19 protein-coding genes are annotated in these 24912 nt (G+C 61.8%); 3 read left to right on the top strand and 16 right to left on the bottom strand.

Features of this window, described 5'->3' with window-relative positions; genetic code table 11:
* Positions 1-4: 4 nt before the first annotated feature.
* The 12 genes from wecB to mtnA all read right to left on the bottom strand — a co-directional run bounded on the left by wecB (position 5) and on the right by mtnA (position 16546).
* The gene (gene wecB / locus ACIPZB_RS19990; RefSeq protein ID WP_400642266.1) at positions 5-1135 is read right to left on the bottom strand and encodes a non-hydrolyzing UDP-N-acetylglucosamine 2-epimerase; all 1131 of its coding nucleotides are present in this window, start codon (positions 1133-1135) and stop codon (positions 5-7) included.
* Between the two features lie 249 nt (positions 1136-1384).
* The gene (locus tag ACIPZB_RS19995) at positions 1385-2422 is read right to left on the bottom strand and encodes an LPS O-antigen chain length determinant protein WzzB (RefSeq protein WP_400642268.1); all 1038 of its coding nucleotides are present in this window, start codon (positions 2420-2422) and stop codon (positions 1385-1387) included.
* Positions 2423-2761: 339 nt separating this feature from the next.
* A complete protein-coding gene (locus ACIPZB_RS20000; RefSeq protein WP_400642270.1) occupies positions 2762-4210 on the bottom strand; it encodes an MBL fold metallo-hydrolase in 1449 nt (482 codons plus the stop codon).
* A 104-nt stretch (positions 4211-4314) separates the two neighbouring features.
* Positions 4315-4578: a LapA family protein gene (locus tag ACIPZB_RS20005; protein WP_400642272.1), complete on the bottom strand. Its 264-nt coding sequence runs from the start codon at positions 4576-4578 to the stop codon at positions 4315-4317.
* Between the two features lie 19 nt (positions 4579-4597).
* The gene (gene ihfB, locus ACIPZB_RS20010) at positions 4598-4894 is read right to left on the bottom strand and encodes an integration host factor subunit beta (protein WP_008095149.1); all 297 of its coding nucleotides are present in this window, start codon (positions 4892-4894) and stop codon (positions 4598-4600) included.
* A 254-nt stretch (positions 4895-5148) separates the two neighbouring features.
* Positions 5149-6825 carry a 30S ribosomal protein S1 gene (gene rpsA / locus ACIPZB_RS20015; RefSeq protein WP_008095150.1) on the bottom strand — a complete coding sequence of 559 codons (1677 nt, stop codon included), beginning with the start codon at positions 6823-6825 and terminating at the stop codon, positions 5149-5151.
* A gap of 123 nt (positions 6826-6948) precedes the next feature.
* Positions 6949-7635 (bottom strand): (d)CMP kinase, encoded by a 687-nt coding sequence (gene cmk, locus ACIPZB_RS20020; RefSeq protein WP_008095152.1) that lies wholly within the window; start codon positions 7633-7635, stop codon positions 6949-6951.
* The gene (locus ACIPZB_RS20025; protein ID WP_400642349.1) at positions 7632-9839 is read right to left on the bottom strand and encodes a bifunctional prephenate dehydrogenase/3-phosphoshikimate 1-carboxyvinyltransferase; all 2208 of its coding nucleotides are present in this window, start codon (positions 9837-9839) and stop codon (positions 7632-7634) included. The genes cmk and ACIPZB_RS20025 overlap by 4 nt, the downstream gene beginning before the upstream one ends.
* 105 nt (positions 9840-9944) lie before the next feature.
* Positions 9945-11039 carry a prephenate dehydratase gene (gene pheA, locus ACIPZB_RS20030; RefSeq protein WP_008090361.1) on the bottom strand — a complete coding sequence of 365 codons (1095 nt, stop codon included), beginning with the start codon at positions 11037-11039 and terminating at the stop codon, positions 9945-9947.
* Positions 11039-12124 (bottom strand): 3-phosphoserine/phosphohydroxythreonine transaminase, encoded by a 1086-nt coding sequence (gene serC / locus ACIPZB_RS20035; protein ID WP_400642274.1) that lies wholly within the window; start codon positions 12122-12124, stop codon positions 11039-11041. The genes pheA and serC overlap by 1 nt, the downstream gene beginning before the upstream one ends.
* Before the next feature lie 237 nt (positions 12125-12361).
* The gene (gyrA, locus tag ACIPZB_RS20040; protein WP_400642276.1) at positions 12362-15124 is read right to left on the bottom strand and encodes a DNA gyrase subunit A; all 2763 of its coding nucleotides are present in this window, start codon (positions 15122-15124) and stop codon (positions 12362-12364) included.
* A gap of 345 nt (positions 15125-15469) precedes the next feature.
* Positions 15470-16546: an S-methyl-5-thioribose-1-phosphate isomerase gene (gene mtnA, locus ACIPZB_RS20045; protein ID WP_400642278.1), complete on the bottom strand. Its 1077-nt coding sequence runs from the start codon at positions 16544-16546 to the stop codon at positions 15470-15472.
* Positions 16547-16656: 110 nt separating this feature from the next.
* On the opposite strand from mtnA, the gene ubiG reads away from it, so the two are divergent.
* From ubiG to ACIPZB_RS20060, 3 genes are read left to right on the top strand one after another with little or no spacing between them, the layout of a single operon-like run.
* Positions 16657-17355 (top strand): bifunctional 2-polyprenyl-6-hydroxyphenol methylase/3-demethylubiquinol 3-O-methyltransferase UbiG, encoded by a 699-nt coding sequence (gene ubiG, locus ACIPZB_RS20050; protein WP_008090370.1) that lies wholly within the window; start codon positions 16657-16659, stop codon positions 17353-17355.
* A gap of 2 nt (positions 17356-17357) precedes the next feature.
* Positions 17358-18029, top strand: coding sequence for an N-acetylmuramic acid 6-phosphate phosphatase MupP (mupP, locus tag ACIPZB_RS20055; protein WP_400642280.1), 672 nt, complete (start codon positions 17358-17360; stop codon positions 18027-18029).
* Positions 18030-18089: 60 nt separating this feature from the next.
* Positions 18090-18830, top strand: a complete 741-nt coding sequence (locus ACIPZB_RS20060) for a YciK family oxidoreductase (RefSeq protein WP_008090373.1) — start codon at positions 18090-18092, stop codon at positions 18828-18830.
* A gap of 120 nt (positions 18831-18950) precedes the next feature.
* Here the strand turns inward: ACIPZB_RS20060 and ACIPZB_RS20065 are convergent, their stop codons facing one another.
* The 4 genes from ACIPZB_RS20065 to ACIPZB_RS20080 all read right to left on the bottom strand — a co-directional run bounded on the left by ACIPZB_RS20065 (position 18951) and on the right by ACIPZB_RS20080 (position 24911).
* The gene (locus ACIPZB_RS20065; protein ID WP_400642281.1) at positions 18951-19736 is read right to left on the bottom strand and encodes a TenA family transcriptional regulator; all 786 of its coding nucleotides are present in this window, start codon (positions 19734-19736) and stop codon (positions 18951-18953) included.
* 39 nt (positions 19737-19775) lie between these two features.
* Positions 19776-22232 carry an EAL domain-containing protein gene (locus ACIPZB_RS20070; protein WP_400642282.1) on the bottom strand — a complete coding sequence of 819 codons (2457 nt, stop codon included), beginning with the start codon at positions 22230-22232 and terminating at the stop codon, positions 19776-19778.
* Between the two features lie 221 nt (positions 22233-22453).
* Complete coding sequence (locus ACIPZB_RS20075) at positions 22454-24286, bottom strand: ABC transporter ATP-binding protein (RefSeq protein ID WP_400642283.1); 1833 nt, start codon at positions 24284-24286, stop codon at positions 22454-22456.
* Complete coding sequence (locus ACIPZB_RS20080) at positions 24279-24911, bottom strand: DsbA family protein (protein WP_400642284.1); 633 nt, start codon at positions 24909-24911, stop codon at positions 24279-24281. The genes ACIPZB_RS20075 and ACIPZB_RS20080 overlap by 8 nt, the downstream gene beginning before the upstream one ends.
* Position 24912 lies beyond the last annotated feature (1 nt).

Consider the following 24912-nt stretch of genomic DNA (forward strand, 5'->3'; position numbering starts at 1 on the left):
AGCACTACCTTGTTTTGAAATTGGCGAGAACTTCAATGATGCGGGCACAAGCCTGCCCATCTCCATAAGGGTTATGGGCGACGCTCATACGCTGATAAGCGGTATCATCCCCGAGCAGTTCTTCTACATTGCTGATAATGGCCTGCAGGTCGGTACCCACCAGGCGAACCGTACCGGCCTGGACTGCTTCCGGCCGCTCGGTGGTGTCACGCATGACCAACACCGGCTTGCCGAGAGAAGGCGCTTCTTCCTGAACGCCTCCCGAGTCGGTGAGGATCAGATACGAGCGATTCATCAGGTAGACGAAAGGCAAATAGTCCAGCGGCTCGATCAAGTGAATGTTCTGCACACCTTTGAGAAGACGATTCACTGGCTCCCTGACATTGGGATTCAAGTGCACCGGATAGACAATTTCCACATCGGCGCAGTCCTGGGCTATCTGCACCAGTGCCTTGCAGATCCTTTCGAATCCATCACCGAAACTTTCGCGACGGTGCCCAGTAACCAGGACCAGGCGACGCGAAGGGTCGAGATAGGAAAATTCTTCCGCGAAGGCTTTCGCCAGGTCGGGTCGCTGCAATTTGCGGGTCACTTCCAGCAACGCATCGATCACCGTATTGCCTGTTACATGAATGCTCTCGCCGGCCACCCCCTCAGCCAACAGGTTGGCCTGCGACTGGCTCGTCGGCGCGAAATGCAACTGGCTCAATGCCCCGGTGAGCTTGCGATTGGCCTCTTCGGGCCAGGGCGAATACAGGTTGCCGGTGCGCAAGCCAGCTTCGACATGGCCGACCGGAATCTGCTGGTAATAGGCTGCGAGCGACGTGGCGAAAGTCGTGGCCGTATCACCGTGGACCAGTACGATGTCAGGCTTGAACTCGGCCAGGACAGCCTTCAACCCCTGCAAAATGGCAACGGTAACGTCGGTGAGATCCTGCCCCGGCTTCATGATCTTCAGATCATAGTCAGGGGTCAGCTCGAACAGTTCAAGCACCTGATCGAGCATCTGCCGATGCTGGCCAGTCACGCAGATCTTCGATTCGAACCGGGCATCAGCCTGCAGGCCCAGCGCCAGAGAAGCCATTTTGATGGCTTCGGGCCGAGTACCAAAAACGCTTAAAACCTTGAGTGTCATTCGACTACCATCTTTTCGAAAAGGATGAACATCCGACAGCCGGCGCGGCTGCCACCCTACCAAGTCAAATGACCTATACGATCAGAGCAGCCAGGCGATGATAGGGCACCACCTGAATGAAACACATACCGAACAGCGGACACGTGATTTGTTCAAGCCATAAGCCGGAGCCCGACCGGCAAGCAATGGCGAAGTGACACACGTCACGGCGAGCCTTGCCGCCGCATCCAATGTCACTTGCCGACGAACTTATGCCTTGGAACGGGTAGTCAATCCGCGCATGACTGCAATGACAACGCCGATGAACAGGCCGCCAATGATCCCCAGTGCGATGATAAGCAGCTTATTGGGCTTGACCGGGCGATCCGGTGCCTCAACGCCACCATCCTGGCGATAAACCTCGAACACCGAGTCTTTTACTTCCAGGTTGTTGTAGAACGTCAACGCCTCTTCACGCGAACGCAGGTCGGTGATGAACGGATCATCCGAGGTCCGCGCACGCAGGTTCGAGATCTCGGCCTCCAGCGCCTTGCTGCCGCGCATGTAAACCAAGGCACCATCCATACCCGCCGAAACTTCATTCGACAAGGTATTGGAAATGATCGGTGGCTTCTCCAGCCCGACAGATCTGGCAACTTTCAAGGCTTCGGTCAACAGGGCAATCTGGTCTTCACGCTGCTTGCGCGCGCTTTCCCTGGACGCAAAGATACTTTGTTTCAGGTTGCCGGCCTTGATCAACGCATCCGCCTTGGCATCCGCAATCAATTCACGCTTGGCTCGGTCACTGGCAGTCTGTACGTACTTTTCCGCCCAGGTAGCGGCCAGTTGGGGATCCGTTGCACGCACGGCCACGTAGTAACGGTTAGGCGCGTCCGGGCCGACCATTCTCACTTGCAGTGCTTTGCCAAATTCGGAATAAAGTTCGTCCTGTGAACCCTTCCTTGCCTGTTCATTCAAGCTTGGGAGATAAATGTCACGAAAGAATGCACGGCGCTGCAATTCGGACTGCAAGTTTTGCAGATACGATTCATATACACCTTTAGCGGTCACCCGCTCCCCTTCGCCATTGCGCCCGACATTAAGCTGTGAAATATCGTTTTGCGTGGGGGGTTTAACGAACAGGCGAGCCTCATATACAGGTGTTGCCATGAACGCATAGATAACTGCTGCTAAAGTTGTGAGGAGCGTCGTGACAACCAGCAGGAATTTTTGCTTCCAGAGCCCCCTCATCAAATCCATGAAATCAACTTCTTCGTTGTAACCCAGCTGCTCACGTTCAATACGCATTTTATTCTGTTATTCCTTGGGTCCGTCTTTCCGTGCCAGCTTCCAAGGCCCGAGTGGCGCCTGTCGCACGCCACCAGCCCGGCAATCGAGACTAGCATCATTTCATCAACGCTTTAAGCTGGCTACACCTTTAGCGTTAATCACTCTAGGGAGGCGAAATGACAACGCTTCGACGCCTCTCCACCGACCCCCGAACTGAGACGGCGACCATCGATTGTGACGCGGCGCTTCAGCTATCGCAAGACGTAAGTGAGCGACCTCAAAGATGCGTCATGGCATACCATCTGACGGGCTTCAACAACCCCGTCCAAACAAGCTGCCACCTGAAGAACGCCAGAATCAAGGAATAGAAATTTCGACTTGCAGACCCATTTTGTTTGCCTGCCAGATAATTGCTTGAGCAAGCCTTTGCTTGGCGGTGCGCTCCCCGTGCACCAAAACGATATTACGGATTTGCGCCTTACCAGCCAGCGCATAATCAACGAGTGCAACCTGGTCTGCGTGAGCGGAGTAACCCTCTAGCGTGATCACCTTGGCGCGCAGGGCGCCTACCTCCCCACCCAACTCAACCTGCACATCCCCTTGCACCCCCGCCGCTGCCTGCAGCATCGCCCCCGGCGTCCCTTTCGCCTGATAACCGACAAACACCACCTCATGCCGCGGATCGCCGAGCATCGCCTTGAGGTAATTGACAATACGTCCCCCTGAGCACATCCCGTTTCCAGCGATCACAATCGCCGGCCGCGCCGTGCTCTTGAGGTAATTTACAACCTGCAAATGTTGCGAATGGCTCTCCACGCAAACCAGCTGTTCAAACTTCAGAGGCGCCCTACCTTCGCTCAATCGCTGCCTGGCTGTGCAATACCAGTATTCATGCAACTCCACGTAGGCCTTGGTGATTCGCTGCGCCAGAGGGGAATCGAGTATGACCGGCAAGCGCGGCCAGTCGATCATGTTGTGCAACGAGTCATCGGCAGCGCCCACAGCATGCTCATGAAGCAGCGACCTGCGGTGCAGAATATCCTCGATCTCGTACAGCAGCTCTTGTGTCCGGCCAAGGCTGAATGCCGGAATGAGCACTGTGCCCCGATCCGCCAGCGCCCGATCGATCACAGCCTCCAGACGCGCCTGCCGATCACTGCGATCAGCATGCACACGGTCACCATAGGTACTTTCCAGAACCAGAATATCTGCTCGCTCAGGCGGTTTCACTGACCTCAAAAGCGGATTGCCTGGCTGGCCGAGGTCGCCGGAGAACACGACCCGCGAGCTGGGCTCCTTACCTGGAAAACGCACATCGCACTCGACATAGGCCGACCCCAGCAGGTGCCCGGCACGTTGCAAGCGAATGGAACAGGCGACACTTTCCTGCTCAATGACGAGGTACCACTGCTCGAAAGGCAAAGCTACGACCTGCCGCTGCAACACAGCCAGAAAGCGGGCAACTTGCGCAGGCTCGGCGCTGCCCCCTAGCTTGAATGCATCTTCAAGCACCAGCGGCAGCAATTTGGCCGAGGGCTCGCTGCAGAGAATAGGCCCACGAAATCCTGCCGCCAGCAGCGCCGGAATGCGGCCGACGTGATCGAGGTGAACATGAGTGATGACGAGTGCGCGGATCGCGCCAATGGCAAAACCGATCGGCGCAGACGCAGCGCCAGAGGGTGCTTCCTCACCCTGCTCCAGACCGCAGTCGACCAACAGGCTAGTTGACGCGTCGAGGTGCAACTGGTGGCAAGACCCGGTAACACCGCGGGTGCCACCATGATGAGAAAGGCAGGGGTATTCCATTAAACTGCACACTCGCCTAGGCCGAAAAATGAGGTACTTAATTACCCCATTTCAAAGGCGCCGCGCACAGGTGATATTTTCCTACGAAAGCGTAAGAAAACTCGTTAATTACTGCTCAATGCCGCCTGCCGCGCCGAGGCACGAATCTTGCGCTTGCTGCGCTGCACGCCGTAGGCCCCCAGCAGCGGCCCTACCGCCAACCCCACAACCAAGGCAGCGAGTACCGGCACAGCAACGGGTAACGCCGGCGCCGACCAACCAAACAGCACCAACGACACCGCCTGCTGGTTCTCCAGCACAAAGAACAGCACCACAGCCGCCAACAGCAGCACGAACAACGCCGCCAGGGCGCGCTTGAGGTTACGCATCAGACTGCTCCTTCATCGCTCAAGGGTGCTCGTGCTCGTCTTCATTGACGCGGTCACGCAATTCTTTGCCCGGCTTGAAATGCGGCACGAATTTGCCTTCGAGCTCGACCGACTGGCCGGTCTTGGGATTACGCCCTACCCGCGGTGCGCGATAGTGCAAGGAAAAGCTGCCAAAACCACGGATCTCGATGCGATCGCCAGTGGCCAGGCATTGGGACATCTGCTCAAGCATGGTCTTGATGGCCAGCTCGACGTCCTTGGACGAGAGCAGCCCCTGATGGGTGACAATACGTTCGATCAGCTCCGACTTCGTCATATTTTTCCCTTCGTTATCAAGCAGCTAGATCATTGCTTAATCAGTTTGTAGCACGCCGGGAGGGATTTGAACAGGGTGGATCTTGACTTAATAAAAAAATTCAAGATCGGGATGCAGGAAACTAGCGTAGGGCTGCCTGGCAGCCCATCGCCGGCAAGCCGGCTCCCACAAGGGGCGACGCTGGCGCGAAGGAAATTCAGGCATAAAAAAAGGGTGGCCCGAAGGCCACCCTTTTTTTACCGATCAAACAGAACTTAGTTCTGCTTGGCCATTGCTTCGCGCAGCAGCGCAGCCATGGTGGTGTCGGCAGCAGCTTCCGGAGCGTTTTTCAGGCTCTGGATAGCTTCGCGCTCTTCAGCGTCGTCTTTCGATTTGATCGACAGGCTGATAACGCGGGACTTGCGGTCAACGCTGATGATCTTGGCTTCGATCTCTTCGCCTTCCTTCAGGACGTTACGCGCGTCTTCAACGCGGTCACGGCTGATTTCGGAAGCTTTCAGAGTGGCTTCGATGTCGTCGGCCAGAGTGACGATGGCGCCTTTGGCGTCAACTTCTTTCACGATGCCCTTGACGATAGCGCCCTTGTCATTGACAGCAACGAAGTTGGAGAACGGATCGTCTTCCAGCTGCTTGATGCCCAGGGAGATGCGCTCGCGCTCTGGGTCGACCGACAGGATGACGGTTTCCAGCTCGTCGCCCTTCTTGAAACGACGCACGGCTTCTTCGCCGGTTTCGTTCCAGGAGATGTCGGACAGGTGAACCAGGCCGTCAATGCCGCCGTCCAGACCAATGAAGATACCGAAGTCGGTGATCGACTTGATGGTACCGGTGATCTTGTCACCCTTGTTGAACTGGCCGGAGAAGTCTTCCCATGGGTTGGACTTGCACTGCTTGATGCCCAGGGAGATACGACGACGCTCTTCGTCGATGTCCAGAACCATGACTTCCACTTCGTCGCCAACCTGAACGACTTTCGACGGGTGGATGTTCTTGTTGGTCCAGTCCATTTCGGAAACGTGTACCAGACCTTCAACGCCTTCTTCCAGCTCAGCGAAGCAGCCGTAGTCGGTCAGGTTGGTAACGCGAGCCTGTACGCGAGTACCTTCTGGGTAGCGCGAAGTGATAGCAACCCACGGATCTTCGCCCATCTGCTTCAGACCCAGGGAAACGCGGTTGCGCTCACGGTCGAACTTCAGAACGCGAACGTCGACTTCGTCACCAACGTTGACGATTTCCGACGGGTGCTTGATGCGCTTCCAGGCCATGTCGGTGATGTGCAGCAGGCCGTCGATACCGCCCAGGTCCACGAAGGCGCCGTAGTCGGTGAGGTTCTTGACGATACCTTTGACCTGTTGGCCTTCCTGCAGGGTTTCCAGCAGGGCTTCGCGCTCGGCGCTGTTCTCGGCTTCCAGCACGCTGCGACGGGAAACGACAACGTTGTTGCGCTTCTGGTCCAGCTTGATGACCTTGAATTCCAGCTCTTTGCCTTCCAGGTGGGTGGTGTCGCGCACAGGGCGGACATCAACCAGGGAGCCCGGCAGGAACGCACGGATGCCGTTAACGTCGACAGTGAAGCCGCCCTTAACCTTACCGTTGATAACGCCCTTGACCACTTCTTCGGCGGCGAAAGCTGCTTCCAGAACAATCCAGCACTCGGCGCGCTTGGCTTTTTCACGGGACAGTTTGGTTTCGCCAAAGCCGTCTTCGACCGCGTCCAGCGCAACGTGAACTTCGTCACCGACCTTGATGGTCAGCTCGCCAGCTTCGTTGTAGAACTGCTCGAGCGGGATGACGCCCTCGGACTTCAGGCCAGCGTGTACGGTAACCCAGTCGCCGTCGATGTCGACAACGATACCGGAGATGATCGCACCCGGCTGAAGATTGAGGGTTTTCAGGCTTTCTTCAAAGAGTTCTGCAAAGCTTTCGCTCATTTTAATTCCTGTAGATTCGGGCGAAACATACGCCCCTAGCCACACTCCAGACAATGTGGGTTTCGTTAAGTAAAGGAAAGCAGGCAGGACGTTGACTGGTGCCCCTGCCGGCTCTCCTGGCGATCAGACCAAGTCGCGCTGGGCGAGCTCGCTTCTGATACGTTGCAACACCTGCTCGATGGACAACTCGGTTGAGTCCAGCTGAATGGCATCGGCCGCTGGTTTGAGCGGGGCCACTGAACGCTGGGTGTCACGCTCATCGCGCGCACGAATCTCATCTAGCAGACTCGACAGACTAACATCTTCACCCTTGCCCTTCAACTGCAGGTAGCGACGGCGGGCACGCTCCTCGGCACTGGCGGTCAGGAAGACCTTCAGTGGCGCGTCCGGGAACACCACGGTGCCCATGTCGCGACCATCGGCAATCAAGCCCGGTGCTTCGCGGAAGGCACGCTGGCGTTGCAGCAGCGCTTCGCGCACCGCGGGCAGGGAGGCCACCCTCGATGCACCGGCACCGACTGTCTCGGTGCGGATGACATTGCTGACATCCTCACCCTCAAGAATGATTTGCTGAAGCTTACCCGGCTCGGCGGCAATGAACTGCACATCCAGATGGGCGGCCAAGGCCTTGAGCAGTTCTTCGTTGGTCAGGTCGACGCCGTGATTGCTGGCATTGAACGCCAGCAAACGGTAAAGCGCGCCGGAGTCCAGCAGCTTCCAGCCCAGCTCGCGGGCCAGAATACCCGCGATCGTGCCTTTGCCCGAGCCGCTCGGGCCGTCGATGGTGATGACTGGTGCTTGCGAATTCACGACTTGCCCTCTTCGGCGACGCGGATGCCGACTTCGGCGCACAGCTTGAGGAAGTTCGGGAACGAGGTAGCGACGTTGGCGCAATCATGGATGCGGATCGGCGCACTGGCACGCAACGAGGCAACACTGAAGGCCATGGCAATACGGTGGTCACCGTGACCGTGCACTTCACCGCCGCCCAGCTGGCCGCCGTCGATGATGATGCCATCCGGGGTCGGCTCGCACTTGATGCCCAGGGTGATCAGGCCATCGGCCATGACCTGGATGCGGTCGGATTCCTTGACCCGCAGCTCCTCGGCGCCGCGCAGCACGGTACGCCCTTCGGCGCAGGCAGCGGCCACGAACAGCACCGGGAACTCGTCGATGGCCAGTGGCACGAGGTGCTCAGGGATGTCGATACCCTTGAGCTTGGCCCCGCGCACGCGCAGGTCGGCCACTGGCTCGCCGCCGACTACACGCTGGTTTTCCAGGGTGATGTCGCCGCCCATCAGGCGAAGGATATCAATGACGCCGGTACGGGTCGGGTTGATCCCAACGTGCTCGAGCACCAGCTCGGAGCCCTCGGCAATGGACGCGGCAACCAGGAAGAAGGCCGCGGAGGAAATGTCCGCAGGCACTTCGATGCGGGTCGCGGTGAGCTTGCCACCCGACTGCAGCGAAGCGACCGGGCCATTGGTTTCGACCGAATAGCCGAAACCACGCAGCATGCGCTCGGTGTGGTCACGGGTAGGCGCAGGCTCGGTGACCGTGGTCTTGCCTTCGGCGTACAGACCGGCCAGCAGCAGGCAGGATTTGACCTGGGCACTGGCCATCGGCAGCGTGTAGGTCAATGCCTTGAGCTTGTGGCCACCACGAATGGTCAGCGGCGGGCGGCCATCCGGGCCGGTTTCGACCACCGCACCCATTTCGCGCAGCGGGTTGGCTACGCGGTTCATCGGGCGCTTGGACAGCGACGCGTCACCGGTCATGGTGACATCGAAAGGCTGACCGGCCAGCAGGCCCGAGAGCAGGCGCATCGACGTTCCGGAGTTACCCACGTAGATCGGCCCGGGTGGCGGCTTGAGGCCATGCAGGCCAACGCCATGGATGGTCACGCGACCGTGGTTGGGGCCTTCGATGACCACCCCCATGTCACGGAACGCTTGCAGGGTCGCCAGGGCATCCTCACCCTCGAGGAAGCCTTCTACTTCGGTCGTGCCTTCGGCCAGCGAGCCGAGCATGATCGAACGGTGGGAAATCGACTTGTCGCCCGGTACGCGGATTCGCCCGGACAGGCGGCCACCGGGTTGGGCCAGGAAAATCAGATCGTTGGCGTTCATAGCGTCCACATAGGCCCGGCGGGCCAGGATTTTACTGAAATGCTCGCGGGCAACGCGTGCGCGGGTAAATACCCCCAGCAGCTGGTGCCCGTCCCCAGCATCGACCGCGTCGCGCAAGGCGTCGAGATCGCTGCGAAATGTATCAAGGGTGCGCAGGACCGCCTCGCGGTTGGCGAGGAAGATGTCGTGCCACATGGTCGGATCGCTACCGGCGATTCTCGTGAAATCGCGGAAACCTCCCGCAGCGTACCGGAAGATCTCGAGGTTTTCATTGCGCTTGGCCAGTGAGTCGACCAGGCCGAAGGCCAGCAGGTGCGGCAGGTGGCTGGTAGCGGCCAGCACTTCGTCGTGGCGCTCCACCGGCATATGCTCGACATCGGCGCCCAGCGCGCGCCACAGACGGTCAACCAAGGCCAGGGCGGCCGGGTCGGTTTCCGGCAACGGCGTCAGGATGACTTTGTGACGACGGAACAGCGTGGCGTTGGAGGCCTCCACCCCGCTCTGCTCGGAGCCGGCGATCGGGTGACCAGGGACGAAACGCGGCAGACGCTGACCGAACACGGCACGCGCCTCGCGCACGACGTTACCCTTGGCGCTGCCGACGTCGGTGATCACGGCGTTGCCAAGGTCGAGTTGCGCCAGGCGCGCCAGGACTTTTTCCATGGCCAGGATCGGCACGGCGAGCTGGATAACGTCGGCACCGACGCAGGCAGCAGCGAGGTCTTCTTCGCAGCGATCGACCACGCCCAGCGCCACGGCCTGCTTGCGCGAGGGGGCGTCCAGGTCGACACCGACCACTTCGCGGCACAGGCCGCTTTCGCGCAGGCCTTTGGCGAAGGAGCCGCCGATCAGGCCAAGGCCGACGACGACCAGGCGGTCGATGATCGGTGCAGGTTTGGTTTTTGCTGCATTTACCACTGGTTCGAACCCTGTTCAGAAATCAAGACAGTGTGTCGCGATGGGGCGCGAAGCGGCCCCGACAGCCTCAAATCAAAGCACCGCCTTCGGATACGACCCCAGCACCTTCAGCGCTACAGCCTCCTGGCTGATCTGCTCCAGCACCGCCTTGATCAGCGGGTCGCGGTGATGGCCGACGAAGTCGATGAAGAACACGTAGGTCCACTTGCCACTGCGCGACGGACGGGTCTCGATGCGAGTCAGGTCGATGCCGTTCTCGTGGAACGGCACCAGCAGCTCATGCAAGGCACCCGGCTTGTTGCTCATCGAAACGATGATCGACGTCTTGTCGTCGCCGGTCGGCGGCACTTCCTGGCTACCGATCATCAGGAAGCGCGTGGAATTGTCCGGGCGGTCTTCGATCTTCTCGGCCAGGCGGGTCAGGCCATACAGGTTGGCTGCCATGTCACCGGCGATCGCCGCCGAGTTCCATTCGCCCTTGACCCGTTTAGCCGCCTCGGCATTGCTCGACACCGCCACCCGCTCGACATTCGGGTAATGGGCGTCCAGCCACTTGCGGCACTGGGCCAGGGACTGGGCGTGGGAGTAGATGCGGGTGATGCTGTCGGTCTTGGTGTTCTCGCCCACCAGCAGGTGATGGTGGATGCGTAACTCCACTTCGCCGCAGATCACCATGTCGTGCTCAAGGAAGCTGTCCAGGGTGTGGCTGACCGCGCCTTCGGTAGAATTCTCCACCGGCACCACGCCGAAGTTGACGGCACCGGCCGCCACTTCGCGGAACACTTCGTCGATGGCCGCCATCGGACGGCTGATCACGGCATGGCCGAAGTGCTTCATCGCCGCCGCCTGGGTGAAGGTACCCTCAGGGCCGAGGTAGGCGATTTTCAGGGGCTCTTCCAAGGCCAGGCAGGACGACATGATTTCGCGGAACAGCCGCGCCATCTCTTCGTTGTCCAGCGGGCCCTTGTTGCGCTCCATGACGCGCTTGAGCACCGCCGCTTCACGCTCGGGGCGGTAGAACACCGGCTTTTCGCCTTCGGCCAGCGAAGCGGTCTTGACCCGCGCCACTTCCTGGGCGCAGCGGGCGCGCTCGCTGATCAGCTCCAGGATCTTCTCGTCGAGGCTGTCGATGCGTACTCGCAGTGCCTTCAACTCCTGATCGGACATCAGCCGTGCTCCTTCTCGAATTCGGTCATGTAGGCCACCAGGGCTTCCACCGCCTCCAGGCCCAGGGCGTTGTAGATGGACGCGCGCATGCCACCCACCGAACGGTGGCCTTTGAGGTTGAGCAGGCCACGGGCATCGGCGCCGGCCAGGAAGGCTTTGTCCAGGCGCTCGTCAGCCAGGCGGAACGGCACGTTCATCCACGAACGGGCGTTGTGGCTGATCGGGTTGGTGTAGAACTCGCTGGCGTCGATGAAGCCGTACAGACGGTCTTTCTTGGCGCGGTTGCGCTGCTCCATGGCTTCGACACCGCCCTGCTCCTTGAGCCACTCGAAGACCAGGCCCGAGAGATACCAGGAATAGGTCGCCGGGGTGTTGTACATGGAACCGTTGTCGGCCGAGACCTTGTAGTCGAGCATGGTCGGGCAGCTGCTGCGGGCATGGCCCAGCAGGTCTTCGCGCACGATCACCACCACCAGGCCGCTCGGGCCGATATTCTTCTGCGCGCCGGCGTAGATCAGGCCGTACTGGGACACATCGATCGGGCGGGAGAGGATGTCGGACGACATGTCGACCACCAGCGGCACTTCACCGGTCTCGGGTACCCAGTCGAACTGCAGGCCACCGATGGTTTCGTTGGACGCATAGTGAACGTAAGCGGCGTTCTGGGTCAGCTTCCATTCGTTCTGACCTGGGATGGCCAGGTAATCGTAGGGCTTGGCGCTGGCGGCGACGTTGATGTTGCCGAAGCGGCGCGCTTCCTCGATGGCCTTCTTCGACCAGATGCCGGTCTCGATGTAGTCTGCGGTGCCGTTTTCCGGCAGCAGGTTCAGCGGGATCTCGGCGAACTGCTGGCTGGCGCCGCCCTGCAGGAACAGCACCTTGTAGTTCGAGGGGACGGACAGCAGGTCACGCAGGTCCTGCTCGGCCTTCTCGGCGATGGCCACGTAGTCGTCGCTGCGATGGCTCATTTCCATCACCGACAAGCCCTTGCCGCGCCAATCCAGCATTTCGGCCTGGGCACGCTGCAGTACGGCATCAGGAAGCGCGGCAGGGCCTGCGCAGAAGTTAAAGGCTCGTTTGCTCACATCCACTCTCGCTCTGCCAAATAGAACAAAATCGTAATTCGATGTCGCCTGCATTGGGGCTGCTTCGCAGCCCATCGCTGGCAAGCCAGCTCCCACAGGGGTCGCGTCAATCTCATGGCTTGCGCTGTACCTGTGGGAGCCGGCTTGCCGGCGATGGGCCGCAAAGCGGCCCCATTGACGTCTCTAATCAGTCAAACGGGGCGACCTTGGTCGCCCCGCTCGGGTTGTTGCGCTTGCTTACTCTTGCGGCGCCTCTTCGGCGCCCGCATTTTCATCGTCCGCCGCGTCGGCCTCGAGGCCTTCCGCGTCCGCCTCGATCAGCTCATCGAGTTCGTCCTCGGACGGCTCCTGGATACGCTCAAGGCCCACCAGCGTCTCGTCGTTGGCCAGCTTGATCAGCGTCACGCCCTGGGTGTTACGACCCAGGCTGGACACCTCGCCGACCCGCGTGCGCACCAGGGTGCCCTGGTCGGAGATGAGCATGATCTCTTCCCCTTCCTGCACCTGGATGGCGCCGATCAGCAGCCCGTTGCGGCCTTTGGTACCCATGGCGATCACGCCTTGGCCACCACGCCCGCGGCGCGGGAACTTCGACAGCGGCGTGCGCTTGCCGAAACCACGCTCGGAAGCGGTAAGGATCTGCGCGCCGGACTCGGGAATCAGCATGGAGATGATCTGCTGCCCCTTGCCCAGCCTCATGCCACGCACGCCACGGGCGGTACGGCCCATTTCACGAACCACGCTCTCGGCGAAGCGGATCACCTTGCCGGCGTCGGAGAACATCATGACTTCCTTGGCACCATCGGTGATCGCCGCGGCAATCAGGGTGTCGCCTTCTTTCAGCTTCAGGGCGATCAGGCCGTTGGAGCGAGGACGGGCGAACTGCACCAGCGGGGTCTTCTTGACAGTACCGGAAGCGGTGGCCATGAAGATGTACGCGCCAGTCGGTTCCGCCACCCACTCAAGGGTGTCGCCGTCTTCTTCGTCGACTTCTTCGACTTCTACCACTTCACCTTCGATCACGCCCTCGTCGCCGTCTTCCAGCTCTTCATCCGGATCGGCGCTCTGCTGCAGGGCCTCGAGGTCGATCTGCAGCATGGCGGTGATGCGCTCACCCTCCTCCAGCGGCAGCAGGTTGACCAGCGGGCGGCCACGCGCGGCGCGGGAAGCCTCGGGAATCTCGTAGGTCTTCTTCCAGTACACCTTGCCCTTGCTGGAGAACAGCAACAGGGTGGCGTGGCTGTTGGCGACCAGGAGATGCTCGATGTAGTCCTCGTCCTTCACGCCGGTCGCCGACTTGCCTTTACCGCCACGGCGCTGGGCCTGGTAGGCGGACAACGGCTGGGTCTTGGCATAGCCACCGTGGGAGATGGTCACCACACGCTCTTCTTCCGGGATCATGTCGCCGTAGTTGAGGTCGTGGCTGGCGTTGAGAATTTCGGTGCGGCGGGCATCGCCGTATTCGGCACGGATCGCTTCGAGCTCTTCGCGGATCACTTCCATCAGGCGCTCGGCGCTGCTGAGGATGCGGATCAGTTCGCCAATCTGCTCGAGAATCTCCTGGTACTCGGCCAGCAGCTTTTCGTGCTCCAGGCCGGTCAGGCGGTGCAGGCGCAGGTCGAGGATCGCCTGGGCCTGTTCCGGCGACAGGTAATACTTGCCGTCGCGCAGGCCGAATTGCTCAGGCAGATCTTCCGGACGGCAGGAATCGGCGCCGGCGCGCTCGACCATGACCTGCACGGCACTGGACTCCCAGGCAGTGGAAATCAACGCCTCCTTGGCTTCCGACGGTGTCGGCGAGGCCTTGATCAGGGCGATGACCGGGTCGATGTTGGACAGCGCAACCGCCTGGCCTTCAAGGATGTGGCCGCGTTCGCGGGCCTTGCGCAGCTCGAACACGGTACGGCGGGTCACCACTTCACGGCGGTGACGGACGAACGCTTCAAGCAGGTCCTTGAGGTTGAGCAGGCGCGGGCGACCATCGATCAGTGCCACGACGTTGATGCCGAACACGCTCTGCAGCTGGGTCTGCTGGTAGAGGTTGTTGAGCACCACCTCCGGCACCTCGCCGCGACGCAGCTCGATGACGATACGCATGCCGTCCTTGTCGGACTCGTCGCGCAGCTCGGTGATGCCTTCGATCTTCTTCTCTTTGACCAGCTCGGCGATCTTCTCGATCAGACGCGCCTTGTTCAGCTGGTACGGCAGCTCGGTGACGACGATCTGCTGGCGGCCACCGACCTTGTCGATGTCTTCGACCTCGGAGCGCGCACGCATATAGATGCGGCCACGGCCGGTGCGGTACGCCTCGATGATGCCCTGGCGGCCGTTGATGATGCCGGCAGTCGGGAAGTCAGGGCCGGGGATGAACTGCATCAGCTCATCGATGGTGACTTCCGGGTTGTCGATCAGCGCCAGGCAGCCGTCGATGACCTCGCCGAGGTTATGCGGCGGGATGTTGGTCGCCATGCCCACGGCGATACCGCTGGAACCGTTGACCAGCAGGTTGGGGATACGGGTCGGCATGACCGCCGGAATCTGCTCGGTGCCATCGTAGTTGGGCACCCAGTCGACGGTTTCCTTGTGCAGGTCGGCCAGCAGCTCGTGGGCCAGCTTGGCCATGCGCACTTCGGTGTATCGCATGGCCGCGGCGTTGTCGCCGTCGACCGAGCCGAAGTTGCCCTGGCCGTCGACCAGCAGGTAACGCAGCGAGAATGGCTGGGCCATACGCACGATGGTGTCGTAGACCGCAGTGTCGCCGTGCGGGTGGTACTTACCGATCACGTCACCGACCACACGGGCGGATTTCTTGTACGGTTTGTTCCAGTCGTTGCCCAGTTCGCTCATCGCATAGAGAACGCGACGATGCACGGGCTTCAAGCCGTCACGTGCATCGGGCAGCGCTCGCCCGACAATCACGCTCATCGCGTAGTCGAGGTAAGACTGTCTCAGTTCGTCTTCGATATTGACCGGGAGGATTTCTTTGGCCAGTTCGCCCATGAGAAGCCTGATTCCTTTTTCTGGTGAAACTTCGCAGCTCCATCAAGGGCCGAACGAAGCTCGCCGCCGCAGCGCTTAAGGGTGCGACGACTTACGACAAATCAATGAGTTGTGCCATGGATCTGCGCAAAATTGGCCGCCGTGATGGGCGGTCTTGGAAACTGCCGGATGTTATCACAAAGGCAGTGGCGGTGGGGAGATCTGGCAGGTTGCCGCAGGGCAATGAATGTGAGGGTGTTCGCACTGGCCCTATCGCCGGCAAGCCGGCTCCCACAGGTACCCCACAAAGCTTGAGCCAGTGGCAAACCTGTGGGAGCCGGCTTGCCGGCGATAGGGCCAGACCTGCTAGTGCAAACGCTTGCGACACACCAGCTGGGCAAGCTTGACCGCATCCGGGCGCTCGACGATACCGCGCTCGGTCACAATCACGTCGATCAGATCAGCCGGGGTCACGTCGAACACCGGGTTGAAGACCTCGACCTGCGGCGCTACGCGGTTGCCGGCATAATCGAGCAATTCATCAGCATCGCGCTCTTCCAGCGGAATATCCTCGCCAGTGGCCAGGTTCAGATCGATGCTGGTGCTCGGCGCCACCACCATGAAGCGCACGCCGTGGTGCATGGCACTGACCGCCAACTGATAGGTCCCGATCTTGCCGGCAATGTCACCGTTGGCGGCAATGCAATCGGCGCCGACCACCACCCAGGTGATGCCCTTGCTTTTCATCAGATGGGCCAGGGCAGAATCGGCGCACAAGGTCACCGGAATGCCCTCATTGGCCAGCTCCCACGTCGTCAGGCGCGACCCCTGCAGCCAAGGTCGGGTTTCCCCGGCGTAGACACGCTCGACCATACCTTCGAGAAAGCCCGCGCGAATCACCCCCAGCGCCGTGCCGAAGCCACCACTGGCCAGCGCACCGGCATTGCCATAGGTCAGCAGGGTCTGCTCGTTGCCCTGATGGCGGCGGATCAGCTCGATACCGAGTTCGGCCATGGTCAGGTTGGCCTCGCGATCGCTTTCGTGGATGGCGATCGCCTCAGCCTCCAGGGCCGCCAGCACATCTTCTTCGGGGCGCAATCGCTGCAGGCGCTCGCGCATGCGGTTGAGCGCCCAGAACAGGTTGGCTGCGGTAGGCCGTGCCTCGGCCAGGTCGAGGAAGTCCTCTTCCAGGTCCACCTCCCAGTCGCCGCCCTCGGCCAGGCGCTCTTCCAGCGCCAGAACCAGGCCATACGCAGCCGCGATGCCAATGGCCGCTGCACCGCGCACAGCCATGTCGCGGATCGCCGCGACCACCTGCGCGACATTGTCGCAGGCCAGCCAGCGCTCCTGCGACGGCAGCAGGCGCTGGTCGAGCAGGTGCAGGACGCCGTGCTGCCAGCGAATCCCGGTCACCTTCTCCGCCGCCAAAAGTCGCTCGCGCATCGCCTCTCCCCGTCGTTCGGATATCAAAAGCGGTCGATTATAGCGAGCCTGGGCCTTGGGCGCTCGGGTATACTCCGCCGCAATTCGTAGAAGTTTCAGAGGATTGTTCAATGAGCAACGTCGACCACGCCGAAATCGCCAAGTTCGAAGCCTTGGCGCACCGCTGGTGGGACCGCGAGAGCGAGTTCAAGCCGCTGCACGACATCAACCCGCTGCGCGTCAACTGGATCGACGAGCGCGTCGCCCTGGCCGGCAAGAAGGTACTGGACGTAGGCTGCGGCGGCGGCATCCTGAGTGAAGCCATGGCCCTGCGTGGCGCCACCGTCACCGGCATCGACATGGGCGAGGCACCGCTGGCCGTGGCTCAGCTGCACCAGCTGGAATCGGGCGTGCAAGTCGAATATCGGCAGATCACTGCCGAGGCCCTGGCCGAAGAAATGCCCGAGCAGTTCGATGTGGTCACCTGCCTGGAGATGCTCGAGCACGTACCCGACCCCTCTTCGGTGATCCGCGCCTGCTACCGCATGGTCAAGCCCGGCGGCCAGGTGTTCTTCTCGACCATCAACCGCAACCCCAAGGCCTACCTGTTGGCCATCGTCGGCGCTGAATACATCCTCAAGATGCTGCCGCGCGGCACCCATGACTTCAAGAAATTCATCCGCCCCTCCGAACTGGGCGCCTGGAGCCGCGTCGCCGGCCTTGAAGTCAAGGACATCATCGGCCTGACCTACAACCCGCTGACCAAGCACTACAAGCTCAGCAGCGACGTCGACGTCAACTACATGATCCAGACCCTGCGCGAGGAATGAGCATGCGTTTGCGAGCAGTACTCTTCGACATGGACGGCACCCTGCTCGACACGGCGCCGGACTTCATTGCCATCTGCCAGGCCATGCTGGCCGAGCGCGGCCTGCCGGCCGTCGACGACAAGCTGATCCGGGACGTGATCTCGGGCGGCGCCCGCGCGATGGTCGCCGCGACCTTCGCGATGAACCCTGACGACGACGACTTCGAGCCGCTGCGCCTGGAGTTCCTCGAGCGTTACCAGCGTGACTGCGCGGTACACAGCAAACTGTTCGACGGCATGGGCGAACTGCTGGCCGACATCGAGAAAGGCAACCTGCTGTGGGGCGTGGTGACCAACAAGCCGGTACGTTTCGCCGAGCCGATCATGCAGCGCCTGGGCCTGGCCGAGCGTTCGGCCCTGCTGATCTGCCCGGACCACGTGAAGAACAGCAAGCCCGATCCCGAGCCCCTGATCCTGGCCTGCAAGACCTTGAACCTGGACCCGGCCAGCGTCCTGTTCGTCGGCGACGACCTGCGCGACATCGAGTCCGGCCGCGATGCCGGCACCCGCACGGCAGCGGTGCGCTATGGCTATATTCATCCAGAAGACAACCCGAACAACTGGGGCGCGGACGTGGTGGTGGACCACCCACTGGAGTTGCGCAAGGTGATCGACAGCGCCCTGTGCGGCTGCTGAGCTTAACGATCAGCCGCTCCCACAAGGCCCGTGCCAGCCCATAGAGATAGGGAAAAATCCATGTTCGACTACACCGCCCGCCCCGACCTGCTCAAGGGCCGGATCATCCTGGTCACCGGTGCCGGCCGCGGCATCGGTGCCGCCGCCGCCAAGGCCTATGCCGCGCTGGGCGCCACCGTGCTGCTGCTGGGCAAGACCGAAGCCAACCTCAACGAGGTCTACGACCAGATCGAAGCTGCCGGCCACCCGCAGCCCGTGGTGATCCCGTTCAACCTGGAAACCGCCCTGCCCCACCAGTACGACGAACTGGCGGTGATGATCGAGGACCAGTTCGGCCGCCTCGACGGCCTGCTCAACAACGCCTCGATCATCGGCCCGCGCACGCCGCTGGAGCAGCTCTCCGGCGACAACTTCATGCGCGTGATGCACATCAACGTCGATGCCACCTTCATGCTCACCAGCACCCTGCTGCCGCTGCTCAAGCTGTCGGAGGATGCCTCGGTGGTGTTCACCTCCAGCAGCGTCGGGCGCAAGGGCCGGGCCTACTGGGGGGCCTACGGGGTGTCGAAGTTCGCCACCGAAGGCCTGATGCAGACCCTGGCCGACGAGCTTGAAGGAGTAGCACCGGTGCGCTCCAACAGCATCAACCCGGGCGCCACGCGCACGGCGATGCGGGCCCAGGCCTATCCGAGCGAGAACCCGCAGAACAACCCGCTGCCCGAAGAGATCATGCCGGTGTACCTGTACCTGATGGGGCCGGACAGCACCGGGGTGAATGGGCAAGCGTTCAACGCCCAGTAAGGTTTGCGCCGTTTACACTGGCCCTATCGCTGGCAAGCCAGCTCCCACAGGTTCGCCACAGGCTCAAGCACTGCGCGGTTCCTGTGGGAGCTGGCTTGCCAGCGATAGGGCCAATACTGATCAGCCCGCCGCCAGCGCCGGGCGCATACGCCCCTGCTGACGCCCCTCCAGCTGCATGCACCGCTCCAGGAACAGGTACATGCAGTCATAGCTCTTGCAGATCGCCTTGCGCAGTTCGTTGCGCAGCCCCGAGGTCGGGTTCTCGCCGGCCAGGGTACAAATGATCTCCAGTGCCTCCCACGGGTGGGCGTCGTCATACTGGGCATGCATCTTCAGCCACTTCATGGCGCGCTTGCGCTGGTCCTCCGGGAACCCCATGGCGTAAGTGTCCTCGGCGCAGACCACCGCCGACCACTCCCCGGTCGCACCTTCGATGGCGTAGTTGGTCGCCGCCATGGCGATCGCCAGCGACTCGGTAGTACACACCCGCCAGCACCAGTCATTGAGCCCGTTGAGCTCCGCCGGCACCTCCTGCCCCTGCAGCTCGTGCAGGTGGATACCGTGGGCGTTGCACCAGTGCACCCAATAGTCGGCATGGTTGAGCTCGACGCGGATGTTGCGCATCAGCCAGCGCCGCGCCATGTCTTCGCCAGGATGGCGGGCGTAGCGGGTCTTGGTCAGGTTGTGGGCCATGTACAGCGAGAACTGCTCGACCACCGGCCAGCCACCGATCAGGTACTGGCGAATGGTCGCCTGACGCAGCTGGCCGTCGCGCAAGCGCTGGTAGAACTCATGCTCGACCACCCGGCGCTTGCTCTCCCGGCAATCTTCGATCAGCTGTTGAGCCCACTGGGGATAACTGGCGGGATCCATCAAAGGCCCGATACGAACGAATGCATCAATCACTTTCAGCTCCTTGATCCCTGTGATCTGCCGATGTTTTGTTCAGCGAAACGTTCCAGGCGCCCGATACAGCAGGGGCCGTGCAGCAATCCGTTGGCGCTGCAGACTGTCGCAGGTGAACACCTGCGGTCTTTCGATCAGATAGCCCTGGGCGTAATCCACGCCGATCTCCTGCAAGGCCTGCTCGATCAACGGTGTTTCCACGAACTCGGCAATGGTCCGTTTGCCCATGACATGGCCAATGTGGTTGATCACCTCGACCATGGCCCGGTTGACCGGATCATCCAGCATATCTTTGACAAAACTTCCGTCGATCTTCAAGAAGTCGACAGGTAAATGTTTCAAATAGGCGAATGACGACATCCCGGCACAGAAGTCGTCGAGGGAGAACTTGCAGCCGAGCCCTTTCAATTCGTTGATGAATCGGATTGCGCTACCAAGGTTGGCAATGGCGCTGGTTTCGGTGATCTCGAAGCAGATCAGCCGTGGCGGAATGGAATATTCGACGAACAGCCGCTGCAGGTACTCAAGGAACATGTCATCGCCGATGCTCGAGCCCGACAGGTTGATCGCACACATCGCCAGGGGGCCTTCCCGCCCTTCATCCAGGCCCTGGCGGATGACCTGGAACACGTTGCGCACCACCCAGCGGTCGAGGGCGGTCATCAGGCCATAGCGCTCAGCTGCCGGGATAAAGCTGTCAGGCAGGATGGTGCGGCCGCTCTCGTCGTGCAGGCGCAGCAGGATTTCGATATGGCCAGGGCCTTCGATGGACGTGAGCGGGGCGATTTCCTGGGCATACAAGCAGAAGCGGTTTTCTTCCAGCGCTACATGCAGGCGCTGGATCCAGGCCATTTCGCCGAAGCGCATGGACAACTCGCTGTCGTCGGCGTGGTAAACCTGGACCCGGTTGCGCCCCTTCTCCTTGGCCATGTAGCAGGCCATGTCGGCCGCGCGCAGGGAAGCTTCCAAGGTAGTGGGCGCCTGCGACAAGTTGACCAGGCCGACACTCACGGTGGTCACGAACGGCCTGCCCTTCCAGACGAAGTGCAAGCTCTGCACGGCTTGGCGCAGATTCTCGGCAATGCGTTCGGCCTGATCGGACGGGCAGTTCTCCAGCAACACGCCGAACTCATCGCCGCCCAGCCGGGCCAAGGTGTCACCCTCACGCAAGCCCGACTGCAGCACGGCGCAGATGTGCCGGAGCAGCTCATCACCGGCGGCATGGCCACAGGTGTCGTTGACCAGCTTGAACTGGTCGAGGTCGAGGAACATCAGCGTGTGCCGCCCGGCCTGGCGCGCCAGGCCATTGAGCGCCTGCTCCAGGCGGTATTCGAACTCACGGCGGTTGGCCAGGCCGGTCAGGGCGTCGTGGGTGGCCTGCCACGACAGGTTGGCGATGTACTGACGCTCCTGGGTCATGTCGTGCAGCACCAGCACGATGCCGGCCAACTGCCCGTCGTTGATGATCGGCGAGCCAACCAGATTGATCGACACGGTGCTGCCATCCAGGCGCTGGATCAGCCGCGCATGCTCGGCCCCGCCCTTGAGAGAACCGCTGAGCACTTGTTCGAGCAAGGTGCTTTCTTCATTCTCGGCCTGCTCGTCGACCAGGCTGAACAGCGCCGTCAATGGCAGGCCCAGGGCCTGTCCGGCCTGCCAATGGGTCAATTGCTCGGCAGCGGGATTCATGTAAGCGATGCAGCCTTCCACATCCGTGGTGATCACCGCATCGCCGATCGCTTGCAGGGTGATCTGGGCCCGCTCCTTTTCTTCCTGCAGGGCGCTGGCGAAGGCCTGGCGCTGGGCCAGCAGCTTGCTCGAACGGCGCCAGGCGATGGTGATGAGGAACAAGGCCGTCAGCAGGTTGGTGATCAGCAGCACGCGCAACAGCATGCGCGAGCCTTCGCCCAGGGCGTCGCTGAACGCTTTGGCCGCAGGCGTCACGCCTTCGTTGACGGCAACGATGCGGTCGCGCCAGTCGCTGACCCGAGCAGGCGTGGCCTGGCCACTGGCAAAACCATCGCGCATCTCGTTGGCCAGCACGTCCAACCTGTTCAGGTAATCGTCGCCGACATTCCAGTAGGCGATCGCCGTCTGCATGTAGCTGACCTGGTGGAAGTTGCGGTAGAACCAGATGATGCGGTCGACGTCGTCGGGGTGGTTGCCGCCCTGCAGCACAGCCTGGCGCGCGGCCTCGATGTCCGGGTTGGGCTGGTCGAGCACCTCGCGCAGCAGGTGATCGCCCTGCGGCACGGCGATGACTTGGCGATAGCGCTCGTAGATGCGCGCGTCGCCGCTGTCGGCATACAGGTTCAGGTAATAGATGGCGTCTTTCTGGGCCTTGGACCACAGGCTCTCGCCCGCAACATAGGCACGCACGGCCGATAACGCGTAAAGGCTGAGGCTGCCCAGCAAGACCTGGAAGACTACAACGGCGATGAAGGGCCAGATGATACCCAGCAACCTTGGCGCCTCTAACGTTCGATTTCCCTTCATGTAGTCCCTGTCACAGAGCAGATAAGGCTCGATTCAACCCAGACAAGCTCAGCGTAGGCCATTTGCCATCTACGTGGCGGGGAATTTTGTGGGTGGGGATTTTGGGATTGGAGCTGACAGTACCGGCCCTATCGCCGGCAAGCCGGCTCCCACAGGGTCACCACTGCACCTTTGTGGGAGCCGGCTTGCCGGCGATAGGGCCAGAGCAGACAGCCGTAGCGTCAGGTTTGCTGCAAATGCCCATACAACTTGGCATACAAGCCACCTTCGGCAATCAGCTGCTGGTGGCCTCCGTCCTCGGCCACATGCCCACCATCGAACACCAGCACCCGGTCGGCCTGCTTCACCGCCGACAGGCGGTGGGCGATGATCAGCGTGGTCCGGCCACTGAGGAAGCGCGCCAGGGCCTGGTGCAGGTTGTACTCGGTGGCCGCGTCGAGCGCCGAGGTGGCTTCATCGAGAATCACCACCTTGGGTTCGGCCAAGACCATGCGGGCAATTGCCAGGCGCTGGCGCTGACCGCCAGACAAGCGCACCCCGGACCGGCCGACCACACTGTCCAATCCTTGCGGCAGCGCCGCGATGGTGGCGTCCAGCTGGGCGATGCGCAGCGCCTGCCAGCAGGCGTCGTCGGTGCATTCGCGGCCCATGGTCAGGTTGGCGCGCACCGTGTCGTTGAACAGCGAGGGGTGCTGCAGCACCACCGCGACATTTTCCCGCAAGGTCTCCAGGCCGATTTCCTGCAGGCTCGCGCCACCGAAGCGAATGGTCCCGGCCTGGGCGCTGTAGAGGCCCAGCAGCAACTGCACCAGGGTGCTCTTGCCACCACCGCTGGCGCCGACAATGGCCACCTTCTCGCCCGGCGCAATGGACAGGTCGAGGTGCTCGAGCACCGGTTCCTCGGCATAGGCGAAGTGCAGGTCGCGCACCTCGATACCCACCGTTTCGCGGCCGGCGAACGGGTCGCTGGCCGCCGGGTATTGCGGCTCGTCGTCACGTGCCAGCAGCTCGTTCAGCCGGCTCAGCGCGCCACCGGCGGCGTAATAGGCGTACTGCAGGTTCAGCAATTGTTCGACCGGGCCGATCATGAACCACAGGTAGCTGAACACCGCCAGCATCTGCCCGATCGACAGGTCGGAGAACAGTACCGTGAGCATGGCCGCGGCGCGGAAGATATCGATGCCGAACTGGAACAGCAGACCACTGGCGCGGCCGCTGGCGTCGCTCTTCCACTGCGAGTCCACGGCGTAGTCGCGCACTTCGCGGGCGCGCAGACCAAGGCGGCCGAGGAAGTAACCCTGGCGGTTGCTGGCACGGATCTCCTGAATCGCATCGAGGGTTTCCGCCAAGGCCTGGGTAAAGCGCGAGGTGCTGTCGTTCTCGAGCTTTTTCAGGTGCTTGACGCGCTTGCCCAACTGCACGGTGAAGTAGATCACCAGCGGGTTGAACAGCAGGATCAGCAGCGCCAGCTTCCAGTGCATCCAGATCAGGATCGCCGCCGTACCGGTCAACGTCAGCATGGCCACCAGGAAGCGGCTGAGGGTTTCGCCAACGAACTTGTCGAGGGTATCCAGGTCGGTGACCAGGTGCGTGGTCACGGTGCCACTGCCCAGGCTTTCGTATTCCTTGAGCGAGATTCGCTTGAGCCGCTCGATCAGGCGGATGCGCAAGCGGTAGACAATGTCCTTGGCAAGGCCTGCGAACAGTTTGGCCTGTACCACGTTGAACGCCAGCGCGGACAGGCGCAGGCACAGGGTGACCACCAGCATCAGGCCAATGTAGCCAGCCGCTACCTGCCAGCCGCTGGGCAACAAGTGGTTCATGAACTTCAGGGCCGCATCACCATGGCCAAGCAGTACTTCGTCAACCAGCAACGGCAGCAACAGCGGAATCGGCACGCTGCAGCAGGCCGCCAGGACGGCGACCATGTTGGCGGTCCACAGGTTTTTCTTGTGATGCAGCGCCAGGCGGCGGATTTCCGCCCAGCTCAGGCGATCAGGCACAGCAGCGGGCTTCCCTGGCACAGGGTCGGGAGACCCTGGCAGATCAAGCACAGGCGGCCTGCTGTAGCCAGCGGCCAAGCAGGGGTTGCAGGCTGTCCAGCGGCTGGTAGCCGTTGGTCAGCAGGGCCAGTTGGCCATTGCGCTCGGCCAGCAGGGTCGGGAAGCCGGCGATGCCCAGGTCCTGCACCCAGCTGAAATCCGCTGCGGTGGCGGCGCGGGTATCGGCACGGGTGAGGGCCTCGGCGAAGGTGGCGCGGTCGAAGCCGGCCTGCTCGGCCAGCTCGACCAGCTGCAGCACCGTGGTGACATCCACGCCCTGTTCGTAGAACGAACGCTGGATCAGCTGCAACAGCGGCCACACGCGCTCGGCATCCAGCTCGCGGGCCGCGACCAGGGCGCGGCAGGCCGGCTCGGTGTCGTAGACGAACCCATCGGGCATGGCGCCGTCGAAACGAAACGGCTGCCCGGTGGCCTCGGCGACCGCCTGCCAATGCTCGAGGATGTAGCGCCGAGTCGAGGCATCCAGCGCACTGCCGCCGCTGCGCAGGCCGCCCAGCACCAGCCGGGTCGGCACGCCAGCATCACGCGCCTGGGCGATCAGGGCCGCGGCCACCGGCGCAAAACCCCAGCACCAGGAGCACATCGGGTCCATCACATAGAGCAGGCGTGCAGTCATG

It is taken from the genome of Pseudomonas sp. NPDC089396 (genome assembly GCF_044749545.1).
Classification (GTDB): Bacteria; Pseudomonadota; Gammaproteobacteria; order Pseudomonadales; family Pseudomonadaceae; genus Aquipseudomonas.

Bases quoted from the DNA above. Each gene is read 5' to 3' on its own strand.
- mupP (WP_400642280.1), top strand. From the start codon at position 17,358: ATGCGTTTGCGAGCAGTACTCTTCGACATGGACGGCACCCTGCTCGAC.
- ACIPZB_RS19995 (WP_400642268.1), bottom strand. From the start codon at position 2,422: ATGCGTATTGAACGTGAGCAGCTGGGTTACAACGAAGAAGTTGATTTC.
- pheA (WP_008090361.1), bottom strand. From the start codon at position 11,039: ATGTCCGATCAGGAGTTGAAGGCACTGCGAGTACGCATCGACAGCCTC.
- wecB (WP_400642266.1), bottom strand. From the start codon at position 1,135: ATGACACTCAAGGTTTTAAGCGTTTTTGGTACTCGGCCCGAAGCCATC.
- ihfB (WP_008095149.1), bottom strand. From the start codon at position 4,894: ATGACGAAGTCGGAGCTGATCGAACGTATTGTCACCCATCAGGGGCTG.
- ACIPZB_RS20000 (WP_400642270.1), bottom strand. From the start codon at position 4,210: ATGGAATACCCCTGCCTTTCTCATCATGGTGGCACCCGCGGTGTTACC.
- ACIPZB_RS20080 (WP_400642284.1), bottom strand. From the start codon at position 24,911: ATGACTGCACGCCTGCTCTATGTGATGGACCCGATGTGCTCCTGGTGC.
- ACIPZB_RS20005 (WP_400642272.1), bottom strand. From the start codon at position 4,578: ATGCGTAACCTCAAGCGCGCCCTGGCGGCGTTGTTCGTGCTGCTGTTG.
- ubiG (WP_008090370.1), top strand. From the start codon at position 16,657: ATGAGCAACGTCGACCACGCCGAAATCGCCAAGTTCGAAGCCTTGGCG.
- gyrA (WP_400642276.1), bottom strand. From the start codon at position 15,124: ATGGGCGAACTGGCCAAAGAAATCCTCCCGGTCAATATCGAAGACGAA.
- ACIPZB_RS20060 (WP_008090373.1), top strand. From the start codon at position 18,090: ATGTTCGACTACACCGCCCGCCCCGACCTGCTCAAGGGCCGGATCATC.
- ACIPZB_RS20070 (WP_400642282.1), bottom strand. From the start codon at position 22,232: ATGAAGGGAAATCGAACGTTAGAGGCGCCAAGGTTGCTGGGTATCATC.
- rpsA (WP_008095150.1), bottom strand. From the start codon at position 6,825: ATGAGCGAAAGCTTTGCAGAACTCTTTGAAGAAAGCCTGAAAACCCTC.
- mtnA (WP_400642278.1), bottom strand. From the start codon at position 16,546: ATGCGCGAGCGACTTTTGGCGGCGGAGAAGGTGACCGGGATTCGCTGG.